Below are 26,205 nucleotides of genomic sequence, written 5' to 3' on the forward strand. Positions count from 1 at the left end.
CGAGGCGGCATGTCCCTTTCCTTCGCCAACAGCATCGCGGTGCAGGGCCGCGCGCGCGCTCTGGCGCCGTTGTGCGTCGGCGCCGGCGCCTATCTGTTCTTCCTGTTCCTCGGCGACACGCTGCTTCAGGATTCCGACTCGTTCTGGCAGATCAAGATCGGGCAATGGATCCTCGATCACCGCGCCATGCCCATGATCGACTTCTATTCCTTCACGCGGACGGGCGCGCCGTGGATCTCGACGTCCTGGCTGTCGCAGGTCGCGTTCGCCTTCTCGCATGCGCACTGGGGCTGGGCAGGCCCCGTCATCCTCACCGCGGCCGCCGTCGCGCTCACCGTCGCGATCTTCGTCCATCTGCTCGAGGCGCATATCGGAGCCCCGCGCGCGGTGCTGTTCGCGATGCTGGCGCTGCTGCTGTCGATCCATCACGTGCTGGCGCGGCCGCATATTCTGGCGCTGCCGGTGATGGTGGCGTGGGTCGGCTTGCTGATGGCGGCTGCGAGCCGCCGGAGCGCGCCGTCCTGGACCTGGCTGCCGCTGATGGCGCTGTGGGCGAACCTGCACGGCGGCTTCGTGCTCGGGCTCGCGCTGATCGGCCCGATCTCGCTCGAAGCGGTCGAGCATGCCGGGAAGGGACGGCGGCTCGCCCTGTTCATGCGCTGGGTGCTGTTCGGAAGCGGGGCGCTGATCGCGAGCTGCTGCACGCCTTACGGCTGGCGAACGCTGCAGGGCGCGACCAACATCCTCAGCCTCGGCGAGCTGCTGACGCTGATCGTCGAATGGATGCCGGCGAACTTCGCCACGTTCACCCCGTTCGAAGGCGCCCTGCTCGCCCTGATCGCATTCGGTTATTATCGCGGCCTGGTGCTGTCGGCACCCCGGATCTTCCTGATCCTGTTCCTGACCTGGAGCGCGCTGAGCCACGTCAGGAGCATCGACGCATTTGCATTCCTGGTGCCGCTGGTGCTGGCAAAGCCGCTCGGCGAGATGTTCCCGCAGCCGACGCTTGAGCCCGCCGGTGCCGACAGCTGGCCGGTCCGCTATGTCACGGCGCTCGGCGCGCTGATGATCGTGGCGGCAAGCTGGACCTCGACCTCGCTCTATCTGGGGCACCACCGCTTCACCTTCACGATGACGCAGACGCCGGTTGCCGCGGTCGACCTGCTCGAGCAACGCAAGGTGCAGCGCGTCTTCAACGCCTACCAGTTCGGCGGCTATCTGATCTCGCGCAATATCCCTGTTTTCGTCGACGGCCGCGCCGAGCTCTACGGCGAGAAATTCATTATGGACTTCTTCAAGGCGACCGAGGGCAAGAAGCCCGAGCTGCTGCCACGCCTGCTCGACGAGCACAAGATCGATGCGACGCTGCTGGGCGCGGATGCGCCGGGGCCGCAGATCCTCGACCAGCTCAAAGGCTGGAAGCGGATCTATGCGGACGACATCGCCGTGATCCACGTGCGCGACGCCGCAGACGGCGCGACCGCGGCGCCTTCGAAGTGACGACCCGCTCCAGCGCGCGTCTTCGACCTCAGCAACTTTATCAGATGGTTCCTTCCAGCAAGCCGATCCTGACAGATCCGGCGCGTTCCGCCCCGGACCGAGCCGTGGCGATCATCGTGCTTGCGATGCTGGCTGTGGTCTCGTTTGTTCCGGTGCTGCTGACGCCCATTCCGGCGATGGTCGATTATCCCAATCACCTCGCCCGCATGTCTGTTCTGAGCCAGAACGGCACCGCGGGTGCAAATCCGTATTACGAGGTGAGGTGGGCCTTCTATCCCAACCTCGGAATGGACCTGCTGGTCCCGCAGCTGGCGCGGCTGATGAGCGTCGAGAACGCGACGCGGCTGTTTCTGTTGCTGAGCCAATGCCTGATCGTCACCGGTGCGCTTCTGCTCGAATGGGTCAGGAAGGGACGCATCCATCTCGCCGGTTTCGCCGCGCTCGCTTTGCTCTATTGCCTGCCGTTCAGCTGGGGTTTCGTGAACTTCGAGTTCGGGCTCGGCCTCGCGCTCTGGGGCATCGCCGTCTATCTGATGCTGGCGGAAGGCCCCTGGCCGCTGCGCTTCATGGCCAATCTGATCTTCGTCGCCGCGCTCTATGTGGCGCATTTCTTTTCGCTCGGCATCTATGGCGCAACGCTCGGCCTTTTCGAGCTGTCTCGCGTCCGCCAAGGGCGGGTCGCGTATTCCGTCGCGGCCGCGCGGCTTGGCGCGCTGGCCCTACCGGCGCTTGCGCTGCTTGCGATCATGCATGTCACGGCAGGCGCGATCGGAAGCCAAGGCAACGATTGGTTCCTCGCATTCAAGCCGGTCTGGCCGCTCCGCATCATGAACGGCTACAATCTGACGGCCGCGGCGGTGACCGGGCTGACCCTCTTGACCGCGTTGCTGTTCGCCGCAAGGCGCGGCTTGCTCAGGCTCGAGCCGGCCGGGATCTGGATCGCGCTCGGTCTTGCGCTCCTGTACGTGGCCATTCCCTCGAGGCTGTTCGGGACCTCGTTTGCCGACCTCCGCGTGTTTCCTGCTGCGGCGCTGATCCTGCCGGCGTTCTGCTCGCTGTCGCTGCCAAGCCGGGCTTGGCGGATGGCTGCACTCGCTGCGATCAGCGGCATCACGCTGATCAATCTCGCCGTTGTCTTCACGGTATGGCTGCCCTACCGCACTGACTACGCGGCCATTGTCGAGTCGTTCCGCAAGGTCGAACGTGGCTCGCGCGTCCTCGTCAGCAATGCGGACGAAGCTGGCGACCCGCCCTTCGCCGATCTCACGGCGTATCCGATGTATTATGCGCCAACGCTGGCGGTGCACTATGCCAATGCGTTCGTGCCCAATCTCTTCACGGAGGCGGGCAAGCAGCCTGTTCGGGCCGTCGAGGCCGTGCGCCATCTTGCCACTCCGGATGGCGGATTGGTGTCCTCAGGCCTGCTCACCGCGATAGCAGCGGGCCACCCGCCGGCGGACTCGCCGCGCTTTGTCCGCACCTGGTACCGGGATTTCGACTACCTCTATGTGCTGGGACCGCGGGCCGCAAACCCGCTGCCGGATCTGCTGGAACCATTGCAGACCTCGGATCGGTTCGTGCTCTACAGGATTCGCCGCAAGTCCTGAGAAAGGCGACCTTAACCACCTGCCCATAGACTTCCGTCCCTGCAACCCAGCTGGACTCCTTCGCATGGCGGCCAATTCCGGACCGATCCGCTACAGCCTCGTCATTCCCGTCTTCAACGAGGAAGCCGTACTGCCGATATTGTTACGCCGGCTCGACTTGCTGCTGTCCCGGCTCGACGGGCCGGCAGAGGCGATTTTCGTCGACGACGGCAGCAGCGATTCCAGCTCGATCGTGCTACAGGCACTCGCCGTGCGCGACGCCCGCTTTCGCTATATCGGCCTGTCGCGGAATTTCGGCCATCAAGTCGCCATCACCGCCGGCATGGACGCCGCGCAGGGTGACGCGATCATCGTCATGGACGCCGATTTGCAGGATCCGCCCGAAGTGATCGAGCAATTGATCGCAAAATGGCAGGAAGGCAATGACGTCGTCCACGCCCGCCGCTTGTCGCGCGAGGGCGAAAGCCGATTCAAGCGCGCGACCGCACACCTGTTCTACCGGCTGCTCGGCAAGATGTCCTCCGTCGGCATCCCCGCCGACGTCGGTGACTTCCGCCTGATCGATCGCAAGGTGCTGGACGCGCTCAGGCAGATGCCGGAGCAGGATCGCTTCGTACGCGGCATGATCGCCTGGCTCGGCTTCCGCCAGGCCGAGGTCACCTTCCATCGTCTCGAGCGCGCCGCGGGCGAGACCAAGTACCCCCTGTTCAAGATGATCCGGCTCGCGGTGAACGCCGCGCTCGGCTTTTCCGATCTGCCCTTGCGCCTGGCGATCTGGTGCGGATTGACCGTCTCGGCATTCGCACTGCTCTACGGCGGCTGGGTCGTCGTGATGTGGCTGAGCAACGACGCTCATCTCGTGACCGGCTGGTCCTCGACCATCGTCCTCCTCTCGCTGTTGTGTGGAATGAACATGCTGATGACGGGGATCGTGGGCCTTTACGTCGGCCGCATCCATGCCGAAGTAAAGCGCCGTCCACTGTACGTGGTCCAGAAGCGAGCCGGCTTCGATCGCAACGAGGCGGCGACTGTACCCGCCAAGCACGCAATCAACGAGTGATCCGCCGCAATCATCTCGGACGTGAGGCCAACACCTGGTCTTCGATGATGCTGCCGAGCTGTTGTTACTGCATCTCTCGGCGCTTGTGGACGACCGCCACATCGTCGCTGTACACGCGCTGCCAGTGCGGCAACCGGTCAAGCATCGCTGTGGCGGGCGTATTCGGTGCGAGCAGCGTCGCGCGGATCTTGTAGTCGTCGAGCAGCTTGAGAAAATCTCCGAGGTCAATCAGCGCCAGGGCGCGATTGTAGCGGTCGATGAACGGTCCGCCGAACAGTTCCGCGCGGCCGTCGATGAAGGTTGGAATGCCGGCAAAGACCAAATAGCCGCCGAAGGAATAATCGTTGAGCAGCGGCCCCGCCTTGGCGAGGTCGGCACGGGCGACCGCCGCCTCGGGGGTGATGAGGGGAGCCGGCCGGATGTCGCGCGCCAGCGCCAATCCACTCATCCCGGCCAAGATGCCGAATGCCGCCAGGTTCAAGCCACGCGAGGAGCGGTCGGTCTCGTTCCCGCTCGGCCCGCCGAACCTCCGGGCCAGCGGGGCCGCGAGGTAGAGCGGCGCCAGCATGGCCAGCAGATCCGCATTGCGCATCTGCGCCAGCGCGAAATGGAGCAAGCCGATCACCACCAGGGTCCGCACGACCGGCAGCGTGACGCCGCGCGAGAGCGCGAAGATGCCCCCCAGCAACAGCAGCTCGAAGCCGCCGATGCGGCTGAAATCCTGCGGCCGCCATTCCGCGATCCAGGCGAGCGCGGGACCGAGGCCGAGTGTCGTGATCGGCATCAGCAGCGGTTCCGGCCCATGCGGCGTCAGGCAGGATGCGGCGACGGCAAGCAGTGTGAATGGCACCCAGCGCAGCAGCACGCGTGGCCATTGGCTTCGCTCCTCGCGCAGCAGCGCCTCGAGCACCACGGGTCCAATCAAGCCAAGCGCCAGCACTCCGCTGCCGTGCAGATTGCCCCACACGACCAGCAGCGGCAGGGCCCAGTATGGTGGCGGCCTGCCATGATCCATGCAACGCACCAGGGCAGCCGCCCAGATCACCATGATGGGCATCACGAGCACGTGTGGCCGCGCCAACATGTGCGGCGCCGTCAGGATGACGGCCGCGATCACCATGATCAGCGTCTGGGTCGGCGACAGCTCGCGCAGCAGGAAGTATGTGAGCAGACCAAAGGCGAGTGCGATCGCCGCGGCCGCGACGACGACGACGCCGGACCAGCCGGACAGGACGTAGGCTCCGGCATAGATGACTTCCGACAGCCATTCGAACGTGATCCAAGGCGCGCCATGCTTCGAAAACGAAAATGGATCACTCGTCGGCAGGGTCCCATGCGCCATGATCCAGCGCCCGAGCTCGACGTGAGAATAGCTGTCGGGATCTCCGAGCAGCTTCGGGCCGACGGCCAGCAACACAGCGTAGACGGCGAGCCCCACAGCCCAAGGGAGCGCTGCACGCGCCGAAAACGGTTGAACCGCGCTGGAGACGACCTGATCAGTCATGGCGGGCCAAGCTAGGCCTTAATTGTTAAGGTGTTCTTTAATGTTTCACCGATCGCGCGTGCGGAAGCGAGAGAACCGCCATCGCAACGCCCGGGCCCTCCGCCGAAACGCCACGCGGGCGCTATCGCACGAGATCGATCAGGAGCAACCCGGCGCTTGTGAACAGTCCTGCGATCGGCACCCAAATGGGCACGAAGAACACGCCGGCGGGAGGCTTGGATTCTCTCGTCTTGATGCGAAGAAGCGCCAGGTTGACCAGGACGAAGATCCCGAGCGTCAGGCGCGAGGTCCATTCGGCCAATCCGGTCAAGGGGATGCCGAGGGCGAGGATCAGGATGGCGCCCACGCCGAAGAGGGTTGCAACCACCGGCGCGCCGCTTCTGGCGTTCACACGGGCCAGAAAGGCCGGAAGGCTGCCTTGGTCCGCAAGCCCGTACAGCACACGTCCGATCATCAGCATGTGAACGATGATCCCGTTGACCGTCGCAACGATCGCGATGACGCTCAATACCGAGAGGGGAAGACCGGTCAACCGCTGAAAGACAAGTGCAAGCGGAGCCGAGGCGTGCGCGAGCTCGGCCGGGGGCACCGCGACCACCGCAACCCAGACGACGATCATGTAAAGGAGCGCCGTCACGCCGAGGGTGATGAAGAGCGCCCAAGGCAGCGTTTGGGACGGATTCTTCATTTCCTCGGAGATGTTCACGAGGTGCTCGAACCCGATGAATGCAAACACGGCGAGCAGCGATGTCTGTGCGATCCCGGTCCACGCTGCTTTATCGCTCAGGGGAGCCAACAGTTCGGGCAGCCGGGACACCAGGGCGTCGCCCTCAAACAGCCCGGCTCCGACAATGAGGACCAATCCTCCGATCTCCACGACCGTCATCAAGCCGGCGAAGCTGATGGACTGAACCGCGGACAGGCAGGCGATCGCTCCCATCGCGAGCACAACGCCGGCGATGATCCAGCTGGCAGGCAGCGGCAGGAACACGCTGATGTAGCCGGCGCTCCCAACGGTGATGGTCGCGCCCGAAATCGTCGCTGCAGCCACCACGAGCAACCCTGTGGCACCGCTGAGCCATTTTCGATGAAACGCGGCCTGGACATAGGCGGCCTCGCTCGCCGCGACCGGCAGTCGCGTGCCCAGTTCGGCAAAGCTCCCGGCCGTCACGCCCATCACGACCGCGGCAACGAGGAACGCCAGCGGTGCATGCATTCCGCTCCGGGCGGCGGCCGCGCCCACCAGGACGTAGATGCCGGCGCCGATCGTCACGCCGAGCCCATAGAGGACCGCGTGCGTGAGCGTCAGCGATCTGACCAGTTTCGTAGACCCGAGCGGCGCCACCTCCTGCATCACCAAGCGTCAATGCGAAAACAGGATCGGCACCGGCGGCTTGGACAGCAGGCCCCTGGTCGCGCCGCCGAGCACGAATTCCCGCCACCTCGGCGTTCCGTACGCGCCCATCACGAGGACGTCGATGCCGTGGGACAGCACGTAAGATGTGAGGACCTCGTCGATCGGCTTGCTCTCGGCATCGATCTCATCCAGCACGACCTCGATGCCGTGACGAGCCAGGTTCTTCGCCAGTTCTCGGCCGGAATGTCTGGAATCCAGGGGCTTTTCATTGGTGACAGTCACGACGCGCACACTTCTTGCGCTTTCGAGCAAAGGAAGTGCGTCGGAAACCGCTCGCGCAGCGGTACGGCTGAAGTCCCAAGCCACGCAGATGGCATCGAGCCGCAACGGACGCGACCGCGGGCCGGTGGGAAGGATCAGCGTCGGCCTGCCGGATTCGAAGATCACCTCCTCGGCGTACCCCAGATCATGGGAGTCCGGCACCGCCATGATCGTGAGATCGCGAAGCCTTGCATAGTCAACCAGCAGCGCGGCCTCGCTGGCGGTTGCACATTGCTCGAAGATGGTCTCATGCCGGACGCCGGATTTGTCGGCGGAGGCTTCGAATGCGGCAAGCAGGGCTTTCGCATTCTCGCGGCTCTTGGCGGCCTCGCGCGCAATAAGCGCGGGTATGTCCAGGATGACATCCCCGAGCAGGCTTGCGCGCACCTCCGCATGGACCTCGCAGGAAATGGCTGCGAGGTGCGCCCCCAGGGTGGCGGCCACCGAGACGGCATCGTCGATCACTGAAACCGGCGTCGGCTCCGGGTAGCTCGCCAGGGTCAACAGAACATCCTTGAAAGCCATGTGTGCCTCCTTTGACGAGTCGGAACCTAACGCTGTCGAGATGCTCCTTCTTGACCCACCGCAACCGATTCAGCCGGATGGCTGTGGCAAAACGGCCCAGGCTCGAACGATGGCGCCGGAACAGAACGCTCTGGTTCGGCGGCGCCTGCCTTGCGGGAGGGGCCAGCGCAATGCCAGCTCGCGAAGGCGCGTCGGACAATAAAAAACGCGGCGTTACCGCCGCGTTTTTCGATTCTCAGCTGCAGCTTGGAATTACGCCTGCGGCTGCGGCTCGAGGCCGGGATCTGGATCGGGACGCGGGCGCGGCTTGCCGGCCGGGGGCACGGCGGAGGCGCGCGGGGTGGTCGGCTCGAGCACGGACTCGCGGTTCGGCTTCTTGCCCTTGAGCAGGTCGACGATCTCGTCGCCGGTCAGCGTCTCGAACTCGAGCAGGCCCTTGGCCAGCGTCTCGAGATCGGCGCGCTTCTCGGTGAGGATGCGCGTCGCCTCCTTGTAGCCTTCCTCGACCAGACGCTTGATCTCGGAGTCGATCTTCTGGACGGTGGCTTCGGAGGCGTTCTGCGTGCGCGACACCGACATGCCGAGGAAGACCTCGTCCTGGTTCTCGCCATAGGAGACGGTGCCGAGCTCTTCCGACAGGCCCCAGCGCGTCACCATCATGCGGGCCAGGCGCGTGGCCTGCTCGATGTCGGACGCCGCGCCCGAGGTCACCTTCTCGCGGCCGAAGATCAGCTCTTCGGCGACGCGGCCGCCCATCATGATGGCGAGGCGCGAGGTCATCTGCTCCAGCGACATCGACAGCTTGTCGCGCTCGGGCAGCTGCATGACCATGCCGAGCGCACGGCCGCGCGGGATGATGGTCGCCTTGTGGATCGGATCGGTCGCGGGCACGTTGAGGCCGACGATGGCGTGGCCGCCCTCGTGGTAGGCCGTGAGCAACTTCTCTTCCTCGGTCATGACGAGCGACTTGCGCTCGGCGCCCATCATCACCTTGTCCTTGGCCTCCTCGAACTCGGCCTGCGTCACCATCCGCTTGTTGCGGCGGGCGGCGGTCAAAGCGGCCTCGTTGACGAGGTTCATCAGGTCGGCGCCGGAGAAGCCCGGGGTGCCGCGCGCAATGGTCTTGAGGTTGATATCGGGCGCCAGCGGAACCTTGCGAACATGCACCTTCAGGATCTGCTCGCGGCCGACGACGTCGGGGTTCGGCACCACGACCTGACGGTCGAAGCGGCCCGGACGCAGCAGCGCGGGATCGAGCACGTCGGGGCGGTTGGTGGCGGCGATCAGGATCACGCCCTCGTTGGCCTCGAAGCCGTCCATCTCGACCAGCAGCTGGTTCAGCGTCTGCTCGCGCTCGTCATTGCCGCCGCCGAGACCGGCGCCGCGGTGACGACCGACGGCATCGATTTCGTCGATGAAGATGATGCAGGGCGCATTCTTCTTGGCCTGCTCGAACATGTCGCGGACGCGGCTCGCGCCGACGCCGACGAACATCTCGACGAAGTCGGAACCGGAGATGGTGAAGAACGGCACGTTGGCTTCGCCCGCGACCGCACGCGCGATCAGGGTCTTACCGGTGCCGGGCGGGCCGACCAGCAGCACGCCGCGCGGAATGCGGCCGCCGAGGCGCTGGAATTTGCCGGGGTCGCGCAGGAACTCGACGATCTCCTGCAGGTCCTGCTTGGCTTCGTCGACGCCGGCGACGTCTTCGAAGGTGACGCGGCCATGGGCCTCCGTCAGCATCTTTGCACGCGACTTGCCGAAGCCCATCGCCTTGCCGGCGCCGCCCTGCATCTGCCGCGACAGGAAAATCCAGACGCCGATCAGCGCGATGAAGGGCAGCCAGGAGACCAAGAGCGAGACGAACCACGGCACGTTGTCGCCGGGCGGCTTCGCGGTGATCTGCACCTTGCTGTCATAGAGGCGCTTCACCAGCGTCGGGTCGTTCGGCGCGTAAGTCTGGAAGCTGGAGCCGTTGGTGAAGGTGCCGTGGATGTCCGGCCCCTGGATCACGACGTCGCGCACATTGCCGCGGTCAACTTCGCTCAGCAGCTGCGAGAAGGCGATGTCCTGCGAGGAGGCCCGCTGACCCGGATTCTGGAAGAGCGTGAACAACGCCAACAGCAGCAAGACAATGATGACCCAGAGGGCGAAATTGCGCAGATTGGCGTTCATCGATCTTCCTTCGTGGTCGCGCGGATCGCGGCCGTGATCCTTGGGCAGTTGATTTGGTCAATGCGAGGAAATCCCAAGGAATCCTCATCGTTAGACGGATACAATTTAGGTGCCGCCCCGGTCGCTGCCAAGGGAACGAGATGGGACTATTTATCCCATCTTAGCGCGATTCCCGCTGAAATCATGGCGTCCGAACCCGGGTTTTTCCTGCCTGGTTAAGGTGGCCTGACGGCACGGACGCGAATTGACCGGTGTCATGATCCGCTCTCGTCGCGCTCATCTGCCCTTGCGCCGCCGGGCCGGCGCCGGCGCGATCTGGATACGCCCGCCGGCAAGGCTGATCAAGGCTCCCGCGAGGGTCTGCTTCAGAACCGGCCGGCCATTTGCGGCTGCACCGGGGCCGGCGATCGCCCGATCAAGCACCGACATCAGGGTTTCGACCTTGCCGAGTTCCGCCGGCCCTTCATGGCCGAGCGCGTTGATGGCCCGCAGCAGGAGCCGCAGCCGCACCTCCTCCGGCAGGGCGGCAAAGGTCGCGGCCTCGAAGCTCCTGACACTCGCCTGCGGCGCATCGCCGCGATCCCGCAGGCGGAGGAAGCGCTCGGCGCCGTCGGCAAGCACCTCGACCGCCGCATTGGCCCGCGCCAGCCTTGCCGCGAGCCGCGCCAGATTTCTGGCGTCGCCGCCCTCGGCCGCGAGGAGCGGCAGCAGCGCGCGCAGCCGCGGCCGTGTGTAGGCGGTGTCCCGGTTGGTGGGATCCTCGGCAAAGCCGATCCTCGCCCGCCGCAAGGTCGCGATCAGCTGCGATTTCGGAACGTCGAGCAACGGACGCGCCAGCACGATTCCGTCGCGCTCGGTGAATGGAGCCATGGCCGAGAGTCCGGCAAGTCCGCTGCCGCGGAACAGGCGCATCAACAGGGTCTCGGCCTGGTCGTCGCGGGTGTGTGCCGTCAGCACATGGCTCGCGCCGGCGGCACGGGCGGCCTGTGCGAGCAGGCGGTAACGGGCCTCGCGCGCGGCGGCAGGCAGCCCCGTCTTCGGCTTTTCACCGCGCCAGCGCAAGGTCCGGTGCGGCAATCCGAGCGCCGCGGCGAGCCGCTTGACCTCGCGCGCCTCACGGGCGGCCTCCGGGCGCAGGCCGTGATCAATCGTGACGACCGTGATTTGCGGGCCTCGCGCGAGGCTGCGCTGCCAGCGCGCTGCAAGCCACATCAGCGCAACCGAGTCGGGCCCGCCGGAGACCGCGAGCACCAGCGCCGGGGCATCTCTCAGGCCCGCGAAGAGCCGCCTCGCCTCGCGCGCCGAGATCGGTGAATCGTCGTCGTCTGACATGACGCTGCAATCATCCGCGGATTGACCGAATGTTTAGCGCAACGCCATCCGCTTTGTCAGCGGATCAGCACTTCACCCGCTTCTGCTCGCGATCGACGGCGGCTTTGACGCCGGCGGAGGCGCGGGGATATTTGCGGCCGATCTCGCCGAAGGCGGCGCAGGCGGCCTCCTTCTCCTTCAGCGCGGCGAGCGACTGGCCGAGCCGCAGCAGCGCATCCGGCGCCTTGGCCGATTTCTCGTATTTGGTGGTGACGGCGAGGAACGCTTCGGCGGAATCGCGATATTGCTGGCGCTGGAAATAGCTCTCGCCGAGCCAGTATTGCGCGTCGCCGACCAGCGGGTCGCTCGGAAATTTCTGCGTGAAGTTCTTCATGGTCTGCTCGGCCAGCGCGTAGTCCTTGCGCTGCATGTAGCCGATGCCGAGGTCGAACTCGTCGCGGGGCGTCGCCGACGGCGGCAGGGTGGCCAAAGCAGCGCCACCGGCCGGTGCGGGATAACCCGATTGTGCCGGCGGATAGCCGGGCTGCGCGGCCGGCGGCACACCTTGCTGGTAGCGCGGGCTGGTGTTGGCGAGATCGAGCGGCTCGCCCGCATTGCGGCCGCCGCCAGGCGTGACCGCCGGCATCGGCTGCTGCCCGCCGCCGAGTGCGCGCGGCGCGCCGGGTGCATTCGGGTTCTGGCTGGGGTCGAAGGCATCGCCGCGGCGGCGTGTGCCGGGAGCGCCGGGCGCCGGCTGCTCCTGAACGATCGGCGCGGGCGCGGCGATCTGCGGCTGCTCGTAGCTCGGCGGCGCGGCTTGGCTCGGCTGCGCGGCTTGCTGTTGCGGGGGCTGGCGATATCCGGGCGCCACCTGCCCCGGTGCAATCTGGCTGGGTGCGATCTGCGCGGGCGGCATCGCGGCGACGTTTGGTGCCTGCCCGGGCGCCCCTTGCGCGCCGCCCTCGAGCGCCCGCAGGCGCTCTTCGAGCTGGCGGTTGCGATATTGCAGCTCCTCGTTCTGGCCGGTGAGCTGGCGCAGCCGGTTCTCCAGCCGCTCGATCCGCATCTCCGGGTCGACATCATCCGACTGCCCGTAGACCGATTGCGCAAGCGCGGGCGAGCACAAAGAGAGCAGCGCGGCGGTCGCCGCGGTACCGGTAAAAGCCTTAAATCTGGATGACATCTTGCCCTGACGACGAAAGCGAAATGGCCTGCGACGGAACCCTCGACGCGCCACACATCGAAGTGGAGTACGCCAAAAATGTGACTGATACCAAGGGGTTTTCAGTCACAGAATGCTGAAACGAAACCGGCGCCCGAGAGGGCGCCGGCATCATCCAATTGCAAAGCTGAACGGGGCCTGACTGACCACCGGGGACCTGACCGAGCGTCAGGAGCTGGCGTTCAGGACAGTGACGGCGCGGCGGTTCTGCGACCAGCAGGAGATGTCGTTACAGACGGCGACCGGCCGTTCCTTGCCGTAGGAGATCGTGCGCATGCGGTTCGGGTCGATGCCGCGCGAGGCGAGGAACGAACGGACCGACTGGGCACGGCGGGCGCCGAGCGCGATGTTGTATTCGCGGGTGCCGCGCTCGTCGGCATGACCTTCGATGGTGAAGGAGTAGCGCGGATAGGTCTGCAGCCACTGCGCCTGCTTCTCCAGGGTCACGATCGCCTGCGGGGTCAGATCGGTCTGGTCGCTTTCGAAGAACACGCGGTCGCCGACGTTGACGACGAAGTCCTGCTGGCTGCCGGGCGTCGCCGCATTGGCCATCGCATCCGTCGCGGCATTCTTGTTGGCGCAGGCGCCCATCGACAGGGCGACGGCGAGCACCGCGGCCAGCTTCAATCCCTGGAGGATACGCATAGGATGTCTCATTCCGGAGCCTCCACGCTCACGTTAGTCCACTGCTGTCCGGTCTACAGGGGGTTGGTTAAGCGAACGTTCCGTCAACCTTGACGGAACCTTGCCTCAGCCGGTCAAATGCCCCCAACCAGCGAAAAGCAAACGTCATGGTTAATGGGTTGTAAATGTGGCGCGAGGGTGAAGGCAAGCCGCGTCGGCCGGCAAAAGGGCCGGCACTTGCTGGAATTTTGGGCCGAAATGACCGGGGAGCGCCCGCCTAGACCGAACCGAGCGCTTGAGAGGCCACGTCCAGGGTCCGCGGCGTGGTGAGCAGAATCGGCCGCGTGGCGGCCTGGCGGGGGATGCTGCGTTCAAACAGCATGCGCCGCTCGAACGCGCTGGAGCGCATGATCGGAAAGCGCGCCAGCACCTTGTCCCGCTGCCGCCGGACGTCGGTCGCCATCAGGACCGCCTTCTTGGTGGGCCAGCCCGGAAAGCCCCGCGGCTCCGGCGAAATGGTCTCGTGCAGGAAGATGCGGCGGTAGAACGCCTGATGATCGGTCCGGATCATGGCAAGGCCGGTGTCGGCGTTGAAATGATCGCACGCGACAAAGGCGAGGCGGACGGTCAAATAGGGCAGCTCGGGAAAGCGGTGGTGCTTGTCGGGATCTGCAACGAGCCGGCACGGATCGACAAAAACCTCGCCGCGATCGAGGCGGGGATGCAGGATGTCGCCGAACACCTCGGTGGTATAGGACATCCGCCATTCCGACGTCAGCAGATGGATGCGGACGGAGCTGCAAAGCTCTCCGTCAACGTAGACCCCGAAATTCCAGGTGTTGGGCGTTTCGTCGAAACGATCGCTGACGCGCAGCGAAGGTGATGGCTCGATCAGACCGGCCTGCAGATAGGCGCGGTAGCGCATCAGATACAGGTTGTCCTTGTCCTCGGGCGTTTCGATGAGCCGATAATCGATGCGGTCAAACAACGCGGCGCCTCGTGGAAGGAGCGCCGTGTTCGGTTCGGCTCCGGACTTCATCTGCAACCTCTGACTCCAAGCAACTTCCACGAGTAGCCAGACCTTAATGGTTCCTTAACGGAATTGCAAAGCTATAGAATCGTTAGGGTTAACCTTTGCGGGCCCGCAAGACTACGGTGCACACGGGAGCCGATTGCGAGAGTGGAGCTGCCGGGAAGGGATCGGGCCTATCGCGACGACACGAGGGCGAGCTGGTCGTCGGGCACGCGACGACCATGCGAGGCGTTGAGCAATTGCCGGATCCGCACCGCCGGTACGGGCCGGCTGAACAGGTAGCCCTGCCCTTCGGTCACGGTGCCGTCGGCGCTGATCAGCTCGAGCTGCTCGTTGGTCTCGATGCCTTCGACCACGACGGCCATGCCGAGATCGGCGGACAGCCGCGCGACACCGCGCAGCAGCGTCAGCGGCCGGTCGGAATCGATGCCTTCGAGGAAGGAGCGATCGATCTTCACCTTCTGCATCGGGAAATTGTGCAGGTAGCTGAGGCTGGAGTAGCCGGTGCCGAAATCGTCGAGCGAGATGCGCACGCCGAGCGCATGCAATTGCGACAGGATGTCGTGGGTGAGCTGGGTGTTGCGCAGCAGCGAGGACTCGGTGATCTCGATCTCCAGACGATGCGCCGGCAGGCCCGACACTTCGAGCGCGTAGCGGATTTCGCTTAGGACGTCGCGCTGGTGGAATTGCTGCGGCGAGAAGTTGACGGCGACGCTGACACCCTCCGGCCACTTCATGCATTCCATGCAGGCGCGGCGCAGGATCCAGCGGCCGAGATCGACGATCAGGCCCATGTCCTCGGCGACCGGGATGATGTCGACCGGCGAGACCGTGCCGCGCACCGGATGATTCCAGCGCAGCAGCGCTTCGCAGGTGGTGATCTTGCCGGACCTCAGATTGACCAGCGGCTGGAAGAACAGCTCGAATTCCTCGTTGGCGAGCGCCTTGCGCAGGTCGAGCTCGAGGATGCGGCGCGCCTCGACGGTCGCGGCCATCTCGTCGCGGAAGAAACAATAGGTGCCGCGGCCGTCGGCTTTGGCGCGGTACAGCGCCATGTCGGCGTTCTTGAGCAGCGTGTCGGCGCTGGTGCCCTCCGGCGAGGTCAGCGCGATGCCGACGCTGGCGCCGATCTCGACCAGATGATTGTCGATGCGGTACCGCTCGCTCAACCGCTCGACGATGCGGCGGGCGAGTGCCGCGGCATCCTCGGGCGACGTGAGGTTCTGCTGGAACACGACGAACTCGTCGCCGCCGAACCGGGCGACGAAATCCTCGGGGCGCAGCATCTCGCGCAGGCGGTTGGCGACGGCGCACAGGAGCTGGTCGCCGCAGGGATGGCCCAGCGTGTCATTGACCTGCTTGAACTGGTCGAGGTCGATGAACAGCAGCGCGGAGAGCTGCGCCGCATCGTGGGAGACAGCCAGCAGGTGCTCGATCTGGTCGCGGAAGTTGACCCTGTTCGGCAACGCCGTCAGGTCGTCGTATCGCGCAAGATGGGTGATCTTGGCCTCGGCGTTGCGCCGCTCGGTGATGTCCTCGAGCAGCAGCACCGCCCCTCCGTCCGCCATCGGCTGAACGGTCCAGCACAGTGACCGATTTCGCTCCAGGTTCGCCTCGGCGGTGATGATCTCCTTCTCCCGCGAACTTTCGATGCCGGCGACGATATGCTCGCCGTCCCCGCTCGAGATGGATCTTGCCTGCACGCATGCCGCGATGATGTCGCGCGCGCTGGCGCCGCTCCGAGGCAGATGGTCGGGCAGGTTCATCATCGCCGCGAAGCGGTGATTCATCACCGCGAGCTGGCCATCGCGATGGAACATGCAAAGACCGTGCGGCATGTTGTTGAGGGCGGTATCGAACTGGCCCGCAAGTGCGGCTTCGCGCTCGCGCGCCACCACAGCGCCCATGAAGATCCGGTGCAAGTTGACCGAGAGCTGCATGATCGCCAGCAGGAAGGCCGCGCTCACAACGGCCATCGCGATGTAGTAGGGCGTGCCGCGCCACGCCAATGCCAACACCGCCGGGGCGAAAATGAGCAGCGCCTGCAGATGGAAGATCGACGGTCGTCCGTACGCCCTTCCCGCTCCCCCTGCGGCGATGCCTGTCGTGACCGACAAGGCAATCATGTGCGCGACCGCGTCGTCGGTGGCGAGCAGAGTCGTGCCGCACCAGATGCCGATCGCCGCGGCCTGGATCTTCGCGCCGATCTGATACCGCGCCTGCCAGCGTTTGGCCGCCTCGGCGGTCACGCTCGACTTGCGTCCCTGATAGCGACGCAAATCGATCGCCCGCACCGTTCCGGCCAAGACGAGCAGCGCCACGCACGCCCAAATCAGGAGCTCACCTGTCTTCAGCGCAGTCAGCGCAGCACCGATCGAAACGAAGATGAGACCGGCCAGCAGCGGTCCGGGCGCTTCAAAGAGCGAATCGATCTGCGCCGCCGGATTGACCGGCGGCGGTTGCCCCTGCTCTCCGCTCTGGCTTGCGAACTGCATTTTGGTTTGTACGCGCGTCCTGTTCAGCGCGTAGTCTTACCCAGCCGAGATGAAGCTTTTCTGAGGGAACATCGTTAAAGTCGGGTTGTTTTTCGGCAATAGCGAAATGATTTTCGCTGGAATATCAAGCAGGTAGGCAAGCCTTGCCGGGCGCAAGGTGAAGGAAGTGTTGCCGGTCACGGCAAACTCGGAAAAAATCGGCGCGGTTTTTCGAAAACATCGCGCGTCTGAACGCGCGATGTTTCAACTGCGCCGTTGTCAGCCCGAGGTCGAGGACAACAGTGGCGACCATGCCGGGTCCGAGGCAAAGCCCGGAGTCGGCACCTTCAATTCGTTGCGGCCGGAGATGTCGACCGAGTACAGCGACGGCCCGCCATTGCCGCCGGGATCGCGGAAGAACATCAGCACGCGGCCGTTCGGCGAGAAGGTCGGGCCTTCGTTGTGAAAGCCGGAGGTGAGCAGCCGCTCGCCCGAGCCGTCGGGCTTCATGACGCCGATCGCGAACTGCCCGCCGCCCTGCCGGGTGAAGGCGATGTAGTCGCCCTTCGGCGACCACACCGGCGTCGAATAGCTGGCGTTGGTGTCATCCTTGGAGAAGGAGATGCGCTGCGCCTGTCCGCCGCCCGCACTCATCACGTAGATCTGCGACCTGCCGCCACGATCGGACTCGAAGCAGATGCGGCTGCCGTCGGGCGAATAGGACGGCGAGGTGTCGATCGCCGGCGTGTCGGTGAGACGCGTGGTCGAACGCGAACGCAGATCCATCACGAACAGGTTGGAATTGCCGCCCTGCTGCAGGCTCATGATGACGCGCTGGCCGTCCGGCGAGAAGCGCGGCGCGAAGGTCATGCCGGGGAAGTTGCCGACGATCTCGCGCTGGCCGGTCTCGATGTTGTAGAGATAGACCTTCGGATCGCCCTGGCCGAACTCCATGTAGGTGATCTCTTGCGAGTTCGGCGAGAAGCGCGGGGTCAGCACGAGATCGGAGCCGCGGGTCAGATAGCGCACATTGGCGCCGTCCTGATCCATGATCGCGAGCCGCTTGACGCGGCGCTCCTTCGGCCCGGTCTCGTCCACGAACACGACGCGGCTGTCGAAATAGCCCTTCTCGCCGGTCAACTTCTCATAGATCTGATCGGAGATGATGTGGGCGATGCGGCGCCAATATTCCGGCGAGGTGAAATATTGCTGGCCCGCGAGCTGCTGTCCGGAGAGGACGTCCCACAGGCGGAATTCGGCCTTCAGGCGGCCGTCCGGCTGCCGCGTCATGCGGCCGGTGACCAGAGCCTGCGCGTTGATGGTCTTCCAGTTCTCGAATTGCGGCGCGACGTCGATGTTGCTGATGCGCTCGATGAAAGCGGCCTGGTCGATCGGTGCAAACAGACCTGAGCGCTTGAGATTGTTGGTGATGACCTGCGTGACGCCGTTGCCGACATCGCCGTCGGAGGGCGAGCCGGGCACGAAGTTGCTGATCGCGATCGAGATGGGCTGAAATCCGCCGGGACTGACTTGAAGTCGCCCCTGCGCCGTCGCGGCGCCTCCGGCCAGCAGGGTGACTGACGATCCCGCGGCCGCGATGAATCCACGTCGCGTCAGAAATGGCATCTTGTTCACCTGAGTTAATTCATGTCTCATCTACTGCTGATCTTTCATATCGAAAGTCAGCGCAATCGTTTTCCAAGTGTCGTACTGAGCTTTGGGCAAGAACGTGTAGGCCTGACACTGTTGGATCGCACGCTTGGCACTCTCCGCCATCGCATTTGCAATTGCCCGAGACGGTCCTCGAACCGCGACAATCACAGGCGCTGACGCGAGCGTGCCGTCGGGGCGCATCTGAATGTCTATGTCGGCCGTAAACTGATCCCTGTCCTGAGCATCATAAGGGAAATTGAAGCAGTGCTTGACGGCAGCGACGAAAGCTCCCTGCCAAGTCGCGACGTTGTTGGCGGCCGTCCCTGTCGCTGTGCCCAGCGAGGCTGATGCATTCAACGCCGAGCCGGTCTGCTCGTGCCGGGTCGCGGCGCGCTTGTCGAGGTCGCGCTGGATCTGCGCGGGGTCGAAGGTGCGCTCCTTCGGCTTGGGCTGCTGCTGCGGCTGCACCGCCGCGACCTTCTGCTCCACGGGCTTGGGCGGCGGCTTCTTGGCCTCCATCTTCTTCTGCAGCTCGGCGATCGGATCTTCCTTGGCCGGATCAGGCTTCTTTTCCTGCGGCTTCGGCTCTTCCTTCGGCTTGGCCTCCGCCACGGGCTTCGGCGGCTCCGGCTTCTTCTCCACCGGCTTCTCGACCGGCTTCGGCGGCGGCTCCGGCTGGGAGTTGGTCTTGATCAGCTCTTTCTTCTCGGTGACCTTGCCGACGGCGTCTTCCTCGGGCTTGGGCTCCGCGATCTTCTCGACCTTCGGCTTCGGCTCTTCCTTCTTGCCGGTCTTCTGCCCCGCCATCATCTTGGCGAGCTGATCGGAGGAGATGATGTCGATCGGAAGCGATTCCTGCGTAGCGATGTAGGCCTTGCTGCTGAAGGTGACGAGCCCCCATCCCAGCACGAGGACATGCAGGGCAATCGACGCAACGAGTGTCTTGTCGACGTTCACCTTCACGGCCTCAAGACCCCTGATCCGCTTCCGTGACGAGCGCCAGCTTCTTGAATCCGGCGCCCGAGAGCTGGCCCATCACCTTGGCCACGGTGCCGTAATCCGCCTTCTTGTCGGCGCGCAGATAGATGCGTTCCTCGAGGCCGCCGCGCGCATCGGTGATCGCCTTCAGCTTCGGGATCAGCTCGTTCAGCGCAATCTCGGTGTCGTTGATGAACACCTTGCCCTTGATGTCGACCGACATCTGGATCGGCTTCTGGTCGTTGTTTTCGAGGCTCTTGGCACTGGTCTGGGGCAGGTCGAGCGGGACGCCGACCGTCAACATCGGTGCCGACACCATGAAGATGATGAGCAGCACCAGCATGACGTCGACCATCGGCGTGACGTTGATCTCGGCCACGACCGGCTTCCGCCGGCCGCGGCGCCCGCCGCCGCCGGACGAACTCGCAACGTTCATGGCCATGATCGCGTGCCCAGATTGCCCTTCACACTATACATGCCGTCCGTCAGCCCCGCTCGTCGATCTGACGAGACAGAATGGCTGAAAATTCATCAGCAAAGCCCTCGAGCCGCTGGGCCTGCCGGTTCACCTCGGAGGTGAACTTATTGTAGAAAATAGTGGCAGGAATGGCGGCGATAAGGCCGACGGCGGTCGCAAACAGCGCCTCGGCGATACCGGGGGCGACCACCGCCAGAGAGGTATTTTTCGAGGCCGCGATCGACTGGAAGCTCGACATGATGCCCCAGACCGTGCCGAACAGGCCGACGAAGGGGCCGGCGGAGCCGACGGTCGCCAGCACCAGAAGGCGCCGTTCCAGCCGCTCGACCTCGCGCGCAATCGAGACGTTCATCACCTTGTCGATGCGCATCTGAAGCCCTGCGACCGAGCGGGCATGGCTCTCGAACGAGCGCTTCCACTCGCGCATCGCCGCCACGAAGCAGGCCGCCATGGAATGCGTCGGCTTGGCCGACAGCGTGCGATAGAGCTCCTCGATCGACTCGCCGGACCAGAACGCCTGCTCGAACCGGTCCATCGAGCGGCGGGTGCGCGCGTAGAGAAAGATCTTGTCGATAGCGATCGCCCAGACCCAGACCGAGCAGGCCAGAAGCCCCAGCATCACCGCTTTCACGATCCAGTGAGCCTGCCAGAACAGCGCGATCAGCGACACGTCGGCGGAGGCAGCAACCGGAAGGGCTGACTGAGCCAATTCGGCCGGATTCATAAGCAGTATCCTCTCAAGGCGATCGTTACCTAATGTCCTTCGGCCAGCAAATCGCGGCCGGTGTTCCCCAACAGCCGCGCTGGACCCGCGCGGCGGGCAAGCCCGCTCAAAGCCTTGTCTTTCTGGGGTGCAGGGCTCGTCCAAAGGCTCGTCAAAAGCCGGCCGCCTGCATTCCCCGCCAAGATGTCAAAACTAAGGGGCCTCGACCCCAGGCCTTGACGTCGGGCTCCGGGCACGCCTGTCCGCACATACCAGAGCCCGCCGATGGTTAATGCGGGGTTACCGGCGACGCATTTGGCTGCAGGAAAGACAGTCCCTGCAGGGGGATGGACCCCGGATCCCGTGTTCCAGACGCACCGGCCGGAGGAACCTGCTCTCGTGCCAAAAATTGTCCGGAAAATCACTCTCAGCGAGGTCCTGCCATGTCCATCAACCCCAAGACGACCGCCGCGATCGGCGATCACCCGCTCCACCCCATGCTGATTCCGTTCCCCGTCGCGTTCCTGGTCGGCGCTCCCATCGCCGATCTGGCCTTCATCGGAACCGGCGACGGTTTTTGGGCACGCGCCGCGATGTGGCTGATCGGCGCCGGCATCGTCATGGCGCTGGTTGCCGCCGCAGCCGGCTTCACCGACTTCTTCAGCGAGCCACGCATCCGCCGCCTGAACGATGCCTGGTACCACATGGTCGGCAATCTCGCGGCGGTGGTGCTGGCCCTGGTCAATTTCTATCTCCGCTACGCCCAAGGCGCGGAGGCGGCGATCAAGCCCTGGGGCGTCGTGCTGTCCCTGGTCGTGGTCGGCATCCTCCTGTTCACGGGATGGAAGGGCTGGGAAATGGTCTATCGCCACCACGTCGCGGTGCTGGATGCGCCGGGCCAGACCAGCTCGGAGCCGGTCAACCCGCATCATGGCGGCGAAAGCCACCGCCGCGCCGCCTGAGCGACAGTCAAGCGGACGAAGCGGCCGCAAGGCAATTGGTGAGCCGCGCGGGATTGCCGATTGCGGTGCAGCCGCCAGGCACGTCACCGGTCACGACAGTCCCGGCGCCGATCTTGGCGAAGTCGCCGATCTCGATGTCGCCGAGGATGGTCGCGCCGGAGCCGATGAACACGCCGCGACCGATGCGAGGCGAGCGCATCGGCAGGTCGCCATGGCGTCCGATGCTGACATTCTGAAGGATGGTCACCTCGTCGCCGATGACGACATTGGCACCGATCACGATGCCGGTGGCATGGTCGAGATAAACCGACGAGCCGAGGCTCGCGGCCGGATGAATGCTGACCTGCAGGACGTTCGAAGCCTCGTTCTGCAACAGCAGCGCCGCATCACGATGGTCATGACGCCATAGCCAGTGCGAGACGCGCCAGGACTGCAGCGCGACATAGCCCTTGAAGTGCAGCAGCGGCGGCAACAATCCGGCGATGGCGGGATCACGGAGCATGATGGCGCGCAGATCGCGGCCGGCCGCTTCGACCAGATCCGGTTGGCCGCGAAAAGCATCGCGGGAAAACGTCGTGAAGCGCTCGCGATCGGCGGCGCTGCCGCCCAGCCGACGCCCGATCAGATCGGCCAAGGCAGCGGTAAAATCGTCATGGGCAAGGACGGCATCGGCGACAGCCTTGCCGAAGACGGGATCCGCCGCTGCGGCGCGCCGCGCCTCGCCGCGTATCTCCTGCCAGAGGATGTCGCTCGCCACGATCGCAGTCTCCGTCCGCATTGCCGCCTGCGGTGTTTTGACGCTTGCTTCTCGCTGTCGAATATAGGACGCAGGCCGCCTGCGCGCCAATTGGCGTCGGCAACACGCGCGGCCACCTGTGCGCCATGCTCCCCGTAAGGCTACGGGCTTGCTTGCCAGAGAGCTGCGGCCAGCCTTCGGCCGAAGCCCGCGGTGGCATCCGCGGGTTTTGGTACCCGCCGGACGTCAAGCTGCCGGCCAGTTCCGAATCCACGTCATCCGAGGTCACGCTCAAATATGCCGCTCAACGCCCCCGCCGACGACCAGCACGACGACATCATGTATCCATCCGCCCTGCCGTTCCTGCTGGTCCATCTCGGCTGCCTTGCGGCAATCTGGTCGGGCGTCACCTGGCAGGCGGTCGCGATCTGCGTCTCACTCTATTGCTTGCGGATGTTCGCGATCGGAGCCGGCTACCATCGCTATTTCTCGCATCGGGCGTTTGCGACCAGCCGGGTGTTTCAGTTCATCCTGGCCTGCCTTGCGCAAAGCAGCGCCCAGAAGAGCGTGTTGTGGTGGGCCGCCAAGCATCGCCACCATCACCTGCATTCCGACACTGAAAACGACGTGCATTCACCGCGTCACCGCGGCTTCCTCTATAGCCATCTCGGCTGGATCTTTTACCGGCAGCACGACGCAACCGACCTCGTGAAGGTCGGCGATCTCGCCGCCTATCCCGAGCTGATGTGGCTGCATCGGCTGGAGCTGCTGCCGGCCTTCGTGCTGGCAGGGCTCTGCTTCCTGGTCGCAGGATGGTCGGGTCTGGTGGTCGGCTTCCTCTGGAGCACGGTGCTGGTCTATCACGCGACCTTCTGCATCAATTCGCTTGCCCATGTGCACGGGCGCAAGCGCTACGTGACCGGCGATGATTCCCGTAACAACTGGCTGCTGGCATTGGTCACGCTGGGTGAGGGCTGGCACAACAATCACCACGCCTATCAGAGCAGCGTGCGACAGGGCTTTCGCTGGTGGGAGGTCGACGTGACCTATTACATCCTGACGCTGCTGTCGTGGATCGGCGTCGTCTGGAACATGAAGGCGCCGCCCGAACAGGTGCTGCGCAACGAGCAGCCGCTCGGCGCGCGGGTCATCCAGCGGGCGGCCCGCGAGCTCGCCGGACGGTTCGATGCGCAAACCCTGGCGCATGCGATCTCGTCGGCACGCCGCCGGGCCGATCTCGCCCAGTTGCAGCTGCCGACGCTGCACGACATCCTCAATCGCGCGCATGAAGGTGTCGACGCGCTGACGCATCTGCATCTGCCGAAGATCCCGACACGCGAGGAGTTTCTCGCGGAAGCCAAGGCGATGTTCGCGCGAACGCGATCGCTCAACGAGATCGTCGACCACGCCTACGAATACTTCCTGGCCTCGGTTCACGCGCAACTCGCCACGGCGCGCTGAAGCTTCACGCCATGCGACACCGGCCGGCAGCGGTCATGTTGCCGGGGCGCGTCCATCGCGGGCGCGGCCGGGGTCAGCCTGCTTGCGGAGGCTGAGCGCATAGAGCCAGCCGCCTGCGGCGATCAGCACGGGCAGGACGAAAAGCGCGAAATCGCGGAGCAGGATCATGGGACGATACTTCCCTTCGCGAACGACACCGCGCGGCTGAGTGCGTACGATGCGCCCCAATATAGATAGGCGCTAAGAAACAACCGCCAGGACTCACCGAGCTGCCACTCCGGGTAGAGCTGAACTTCCGTGGGCCATCCATTGAGGAACGCGATCGCCACCGGGACGACCGGTCCGAAGCGCTCGAACAACACGGCCGCGCGCTCGAACAATGCGAGGCGCTGGCTGATTTGTTTGCGTTCAATATTGGTCATGATCGTGCCCGTCGGCGCCGCGGAGGCGCAGTCAAGGCTTGGTCGGTGCTCGCGCGGTCCGGGTTCTATCGATCCTGCACATCTGCGTGATGGGCCTCGCAAAGCCCTCGCAGGCGCTTCGCATCGCTAGGACGACCATCGAAGTGTGACATAAGCCAAACCGCCCGCCTGCGGGTTGCGCAGGCGGGCGGCTCGGGGCCATCAGGACTTTGGGGGCATGCGCCTGAAGGCTTTGAGAGGTGTAATTCTTCGGATCAGCCCTGCTGCTGGTCGGTCGGCGGCGGGGTCGGACGCGTCTTGTGCTGCGCCATGAACTGATCGAACTCTTCCTTGTCCTTGGCGTGACGCAGGCGGTCGAGGAAGTTCTTGAACTCGACCTGCTCTTCCTCGAGCCGGCGCAGTGTCTCACTGCGATACTCGTCGAAGGCGCGGTTGCCGGAGGACGGCGGGCCGAAGCCAAAGCCGAAGCCGCGGCGCTCCATGCGGTCGCGCATGCGATCCATCTTGTACTGCATCTTTTCCATCTTGTTCTGCCAGCGATCCTGATTGCTCCAGCACGACATTCTTCTGCTCCCGAGTGTGAAAAAGAGGAGGGCAAGTCCGATCGGCCACCAGATGATGAAGCCGAGAATGGTCACGGCGATCCAGCCGGGATGCCAGGGCGTGTCCAGCATGCGGGGGCGCTCGTAATATTGCTGTTGGTCCGACGGGCCGCGCCAGCGATTGACATCAGCGGTGTAGGCCATTTCCCTTCTCCATCACGGCACCAGCGCCGTTGTGAATGTAAATAACATTTACATAGCTAGACCATCCCGCGATTTTGTCAAGCTGGCAGCAAGACACGCCCGCGTGATTACTTGCGCAATCTTATTTCGGCTTGCCCCAGGGGCTGCCGGGCGGCAGGCCCGAACCGGAGGGAGCCTCCGGCGGCACCGGCGGCGGCTCGGCGCCCCTGGCCGGAGGACGGCGGTCGATCGGGAAGCCGAGGCCGCGCAGATAAATCAGTACCTCGGCCTCCAGCAGCTCGTCCGGCGACATCGGCAGCTTGCGTCGCGCAGCATCGCCGCGGGAAAACAGCGAGGCCACGCCATGCGACATCGACCAGATGTGCAGCGCCATCATCATCGCCGGCGGGCGGGGTGTGCCGGGCGGCGTCAGTGCGGCGAGCCGCTCGGCTGCGGCTCGAATGATGTTGAAGGCGCGTTCGCTGGCCGCCTGAAGGGCGGGATTGGCATCGACCGGCACGCCCGATTCGAACATCGCGTTGTAGAAGGCCGGCTCCGCGCGGGCAAAGGCGAGATAGGCCTTGCCGACGCGCTCGAAGGCGGTGACGGTGTCGGGCCGCCCGTCGTCCCACGCCGCCGACAGGCGCGCCTCGAACTGCTCGAAACCGCGCTGGGCGATCGAGGACAGCAGCTCGTCACGGTCGCGGAAATGCCGGTAGGGCGCCGCCGCACTGACTCCGGCCATGCGCGCGGCGTCGGCGAAGGTGAAGCCGGCCGCCCCCTTCTCGGCGATCAGCCCGAGGGCCGCCTGCAACAGGGCTTCCTTCAGATTGCCGTGGTGATAGCCGCGCTCGGCGCGGCGCTGCTCCTTGCGCCAGCTCATGTGAACGAGCTTTACATGAGCCGGGCGTGAAGGTCACTAGCGGCGGCCGGACTGGTTAACCCGTATTTTCACGTCATTCCGGGGCGATACGGAGCATCGAACCCGGAATGACGGGTGACCGGGGCTACATCTCCGGAATCGGCAGCACGGGCATGACCTCGATTGCCTCGCCCGGGAAGATCGCAAAATGCGGATGGTTCTCGAACAGCTTTGCAGCGTCCTCCTGCGAGGCGGCACGCACCACCGTGAAACCGGTCAGCGCGTTGCTGACCTCGGTGATTCCGCTCCCGTCGATCCTGCGGGTCTTGCCGAGCGGGCCCCCCATCTCGACGATCACGGATTTGTGCTTCTCGACCCAGCCGTGCCAAGCGGCCATGCCCTCCTGCTCCTTCGCCTTCCGCTCGGCCTCGGGCAGCGCGCGCCACGCCGCCATTTTCGATCCGCTCGTGCTGCCGAGATAGACGGCGAGAAATTTGTGTTCGGTGCTCATG

General features: G+C 64.9%; 25 protein-coding genes. 5 read left to right on the forward strand and 20 right to left on the reverse strand.

Annotated elements, in window-relative coordinates; genetic code table 11:
- Positions 1 to 9 precede the first annotated feature (9 nt).
- From I6F16_RS13460 to I6F16_RS13470, 3 genes are all read left to right on the forward strand, one after another.
- Positions 10 to 1,500, forward strand: a complete 1,491-nt coding sequence (locus tag I6F16_RS13460; RefSeq protein WP_225112946.1) for a hypothetical protein — start codon at positions 10 to 12, stop codon at positions 1,498 to 1,500.
- 44 nt (positions 1,501 to 1,544) lie between these two features.
- Positions 1,545 to 3,107: a hypothetical protein gene (locus I6F16_RS13465; RefSeq protein ID WP_225112947.1), complete on the forward strand. Its 1,563-nt coding sequence runs from the start codon at positions 1,545 to 1,547 to the stop codon at positions 3,105 to 3,107.
- A 64-nt stretch (positions 3,108 to 3,171) separates the two neighbouring features.
- Positions 3,172 to 4,167 (forward strand): glycosyltransferase family 2 protein, encoded by a 996-nt coding sequence (locus I6F16_RS13470; RefSeq protein ID WP_225112948.1) that lies wholly within the window; start codon positions 3,172 to 3,174, stop codon positions 4,165 to 4,167.
- Between the two features lie 64 nt (positions 4,168 to 4,231).
- Here the strand turns inward: I6F16_RS13470 and I6F16_RS13475 are convergent, their stop codons facing one another.
- From I6F16_RS13475 to tolQ, 14 genes are all read right to left on the reverse strand, one after another.
- Entirely contained in the window at positions 4,232 to 5,671 is a 1,440-nt protein-coding gene (locus I6F16_RS13475) for a hypothetical protein (protein ID WP_225173809.1), read from the reverse strand.
- A gap of 121 nt (positions 5,672 to 5,792) precedes the next feature.
- The gene (locus I6F16_RS13480) at positions 5,793 to 7,025 is read right to left on the reverse strand and encodes an APC family permease (protein ID WP_036021882.1); all 1,233 of its coding nucleotides are present in this window, start codon (positions 7,023 to 7,025) and stop codon (positions 5,793 to 5,795) included.
- Positions 7,026 to 7,034: 9 nt separating this feature from the next.
- Entirely contained in the window at positions 7,035 to 7,874 is an 840-nt protein-coding gene (locus I6F16_RS13485; protein WP_225173810.1) for a universal stress protein, read from the reverse strand.
- Positions 7,875 to 8,126: 252 nt separating this feature from the next.
- A complete protein-coding gene (gene ftsH / locus I6F16_RS13490) occupies positions 8,127 to 10,049 on the reverse strand; it encodes an ATP-dependent zinc metalloprotease FtsH (protein WP_035998585.1) in 1,923 nt (640 codons plus the stop codon).
- Between the two features lie 276 nt (positions 10,050 to 10,325).
- Positions 10,326 to 11,381: a tRNA lysidine(34) synthetase TilS gene (gene tilS / locus I6F16_RS13495; RefSeq protein ID WP_035998583.1), complete on the reverse strand. Its 1,056-nt coding sequence runs from the start codon at positions 11,379 to 11,381 to the stop codon at positions 10,326 to 10,328.
- Positions 11,382 to 11,445: 64 nt separating this feature from the next.
- Positions 11,446 to 12,543, reverse strand: coding sequence for a tol-pal system protein YbgF (gene ybgF / locus I6F16_RS13500; protein WP_225173811.1), 1,098 nt, complete (start codon positions 12,541 to 12,543; stop codon positions 11,446 to 11,448).
- A 207-nt stretch (positions 12,544 to 12,750) separates the two neighbouring features.
- A complete protein-coding gene (gene pal / locus I6F16_RS13505) occupies positions 12,751 to 13,239 on the reverse strand; it encodes a peptidoglycan-associated lipoprotein Pal (RefSeq protein WP_035998574.1) in 489 nt (162 codons plus the stop codon).
- Positions 13,240 to 13,483: 244 nt separating this feature from the next.
- A complete protein-coding gene (locus I6F16_RS13510; RefSeq protein ID WP_035998571.1) occupies positions 13,484 to 14,245 on the reverse strand; it encodes a hypothetical protein in 762 nt (253 codons plus the stop codon).
- A gap of 167 nt (positions 14,246 to 14,412) precedes the next feature.
- Positions 14,413 to 16,734, reverse strand: a complete 2,322-nt coding sequence (locus I6F16_RS13515) for an EAL domain-containing protein (protein WP_225173812.1) — start codon at positions 16,732 to 16,734, stop codon at positions 14,413 to 14,415.
- Between the two features lie 36 nt (positions 16,735 to 16,770).
- Entirely contained in the window at positions 16,771 to 16,914 is a 144-nt protein-coding gene (locus I6F16_RS13520) for a hypothetical protein (RefSeq protein ID WP_225112956.1), read from the reverse strand.
- A gap of 78 nt (positions 16,915 to 16,992) precedes the next feature.
- Entirely contained in the window at positions 16,993 to 18,339 is a 1,347-nt protein-coding gene (gene tolB, locus I6F16_RS13525; RefSeq protein WP_225173813.1) for a Tol-Pal system beta propeller repeat protein TolB, read from the reverse strand.
- A gap of 30 nt (positions 18,340 to 18,369) precedes the next feature.
- Positions 18,370 to 19,329 carry a protein TolA gene (locus I6F16_RS13530; protein ID WP_225146441.1) on the reverse strand — a complete coding sequence of 320 codons (960 nt, stop codon included), beginning with the start codon at positions 19,327 to 19,329 and terminating at the stop codon, positions 18,370 to 18,372.
- A gap of 4 nt (positions 19,330 to 19,333) precedes the next feature.
- Positions 19,334 to 19,786, reverse strand: coding sequence for a protein TolR (gene tolR / locus I6F16_RS13535; protein ID WP_036021864.1), 453 nt, complete (start codon positions 19,784 to 19,786; stop codon positions 19,334 to 19,336).
- Positions 19,787 to 19,829: 43 nt separating this feature from the next.
- Complete coding sequence (tolQ, locus tag I6F16_RS13540) at positions 19,830 to 20,546, reverse strand: protein TolQ (protein WP_008546343.1); 717 nt, start codon at positions 20,544 to 20,546, stop codon at positions 19,830 to 19,832.
- Between the two features lie 422 nt (positions 20,547 to 20,968).
- On the opposite strand from tolQ, the gene I6F16_RS13545 reads away from it, so the two are divergent.
- Positions 20,969 to 21,487, forward strand: a complete 519-nt coding sequence (locus I6F16_RS13545) for a DUF2231 domain-containing protein (RefSeq protein WP_035998550.1) — start codon at positions 20,969 to 20,971, stop codon at positions 21,485 to 21,487.
- A gap of 7 nt (positions 21,488 to 21,494) precedes the next feature.
- Here I6F16_RS13545 and I6F16_RS13550 read toward each other — a convergent pair whose 3' ends face one another.
- A complete protein-coding gene (locus I6F16_RS13550) occupies positions 21,495 to 22,265 on the reverse strand; it encodes a DapH/DapD/GlmU-related protein (protein ID WP_225112959.1) in 771 nt (256 codons plus the stop codon).
- A gap of 255 nt (positions 22,266 to 22,520) precedes the next feature.
- On the opposite strand from I6F16_RS13550, the gene I6F16_RS13555 reads away from it, so the two are divergent.
- Positions 22,521 to 23,684 (forward strand): fatty acid desaturase, encoded by a 1,164-nt coding sequence (locus I6F16_RS13555; RefSeq protein ID WP_225112960.1) that lies wholly within the window; start codon positions 22,521 to 22,523, stop codon positions 23,682 to 23,684.
- A gap of 33 nt (positions 23,685 to 23,717) precedes the next feature.
- Here the strand turns inward: I6F16_RS13555 and I6F16_RS37990 are convergent, their stop codons facing one another.
- The 5 genes from I6F16_RS37990 to I6F16_RS13575 all read right to left on the reverse strand — a co-directional run bounded on the left by I6F16_RS37990 (position 23,718) and on the right by I6F16_RS13575 (position 26,204).
- Entirely contained in the window at positions 23,718 to 23,852 is a 135-nt protein-coding gene (locus I6F16_RS37990; RefSeq protein WP_260344240.1) for a hypothetical protein, read from the reverse strand.
- Positions 23,849 to 24,106 (reverse strand): hypothetical protein, encoded by a 258-nt coding sequence (locus tag I6F16_RS13560; protein ID WP_057028074.1) that lies wholly within the window; start codon positions 24,104 to 24,106, stop codon positions 23,849 to 23,851. Before I6F16_RS13560 ends, I6F16_RS37990 begins: the two co-directional genes overlap by 4 nt.
- A gap of 254 nt (positions 24,107 to 24,360) precedes the next feature.
- Positions 24,361 to 24,852: a DUF2852 domain-containing protein gene (locus I6F16_RS13565; protein ID WP_035998538.1), complete on the reverse strand. Its 492-nt coding sequence runs from the start codon at positions 24,850 to 24,852 to the stop codon at positions 24,361 to 24,363.
- A 121-nt stretch (positions 24,853 to 24,973) separates the two neighbouring features.
- A complete protein-coding gene (locus tag I6F16_RS13570; protein WP_057028075.1) occupies positions 24,974 to 25,714 on the reverse strand; it encodes a TetR/AcrR family transcriptional regulator in 741 nt (246 codons plus the stop codon).
- Positions 25,715 to 25,838: 124 nt separating this feature from the next.
- The gene (locus I6F16_RS13575) at positions 25,839 to 26,204 is read right to left on the reverse strand and encodes a YciI family protein (protein WP_036021849.1); all 366 of its coding nucleotides are present in this window, start codon (positions 26,202 to 26,204) and stop codon (positions 25,839 to 25,841) included.
- Position 26,205: the final 1 nt, after the last annotated feature.

This window comes from Bradyrhizobium sp. IC4060, assembly GCF_020193715.1.
Taxonomy (GTDB): Bacteria; Pseudomonadota; Alphaproteobacteria; order Rhizobiales; family Xanthobacteraceae; genus Bradyrhizobium; species Bradyrhizobium yuanmingense.

Coding starts and splice junctions, on each gene's coding strand:
- I6F16_RS13460 (WP_225112946.1), top strand. CDS start 10: ATGTCCCTTTCCTTCGCCAACAGCATCGCGGTGCAGGGCCGCGCGCGC.
- I6F16_RS13465 (WP_225112947.1), top strand. CDS start 1,545: ATGGTTCCTTCCAGCAAGCCGATCCTGACAGATCCGGCGCGTTCCGCC.
- I6F16_RS13470 (WP_225112948.1), top strand. CDS start 3,172: ATGGCGGCCAATTCCGGACCGATCCGCTACAGCCTCGTCATTCCCGTC.
- I6F16_RS13475 (WP_225173809.1), bottom strand. CDS start 5,671: ATGACTGATCAGGTCGTCTCCAGCGCGGTTCAACCGTTTTCGGCGCGT.
- I6F16_RS13480 (WP_036021882.1), bottom strand. CDS start 7,025: ATGCAGGAGGTGGCGCCGCTCGGGTCTACGAAACTGGTCAGATCGCTG.
- I6F16_RS13485 (WP_225173810.1), bottom strand. CDS start 7,874: ATGGCTTTCAAGGATGTTCTGTTGACCCTGGCGAGCTACCCGGAGCCG.
- ftsH (WP_035998585.1), bottom strand. CDS start 10,049: ATGAACGCCAATCTGCGCAATTTCGCCCTCTGGGTCATCATTGTCTTG.
- tilS (WP_035998583.1), bottom strand. CDS start 11,381: ATGTCAGACGACGACGATTCACCGATCTCGGCGCGCGAGGCGAGGCGG.
- ybgF (WP_225173811.1), bottom strand. CDS start 12,543: ATGTCATCCAGATTTAAGGCTTTTACCGGTACCGCGGCGACCGCCGCG.
- pal (WP_035998574.1), bottom strand. CDS start 13,239: ATGAGACATCCTATGCGTATCCTCCAGGGATTGAAGCTGGCCGCGGTG.
- I6F16_RS13510 (WP_035998571.1), bottom strand. CDS start 14,245: ATGAAGTCCGGAGCCGAACCGAACACGGCGCTCCTTCCACGAGGCGCC.
- I6F16_RS13515 (WP_225173812.1), bottom strand. CDS start 16,734: ATGCAGTTCGCAAGCCAGAGCGGAGAGCAGGGGCAACCGCCGCCGGTC.
- tolB (WP_225173813.1), bottom strand. CDS start 18,339: ATGCCATTTCTGACGCGACGTGGATTCATCGCGGCCGCGGGATCGTCA.
- tolR (WP_036021864.1), bottom strand. CDS start 19,786: ATGGCCATGAACGTTGCGAGTTCGTCCGGCGGCGGCGGGCGCCGCGGC.
- tolQ (WP_008546343.1), bottom strand. CDS start 20,546: ATGAATCCGGCCGAATTGGCTCAGTCAGCCCTTCCGGTTGCTGCCTCC.
- I6F16_RS13545 (WP_035998550.1), top strand. CDS start 20,969: ATGTCCATCAACCCCAAGACGACCGCCGCGATCGGCGATCACCCGCTC.
- I6F16_RS13550 (WP_225112959.1), bottom strand. CDS start 22,265: ATGCGGACGGAGACTGCGATCGTGGCGAGCGACATCCTCTGGCAGGAG.
- I6F16_RS13555 (WP_225112960.1), top strand. CDS start 22,521: ATGCCGCTCAACGCCCCCGCCGACGACCAGCACGACGACATCATGTAT.
- I6F16_RS37990 (WP_260344240.1), bottom strand. CDS start 23,852: ATGATCCTGCTCCGCGATTTCGCGCTTTTCGTCCTGCCCGTGCTGATC.
- I6F16_RS13560 (WP_057028074.1), bottom strand. CDS start 24,106: ATGACCAATATTGAACGCAAACAAATCAGCCAGCGCCTCGCATTGTTC.
- I6F16_RS13565 (WP_035998538.1), bottom strand. CDS start 24,852: ATGGCCTACACCGCTGATGTCAATCGCTGGCGCGGCCCGTCGGACCAA.
- I6F16_RS13570 (WP_057028075.1), bottom strand. CDS start 25,714: ATGAGCTGGCGCAAGGAGCAGCGCCGCGCCGAGCGCGGCTATCACCAC.
- I6F16_RS13575 (WP_036021849.1), bottom strand. CDS start 26,204: ATGAGCACCGAACACAAATTTCTCGCCGTCTATCTCGGCAGCACGAGC.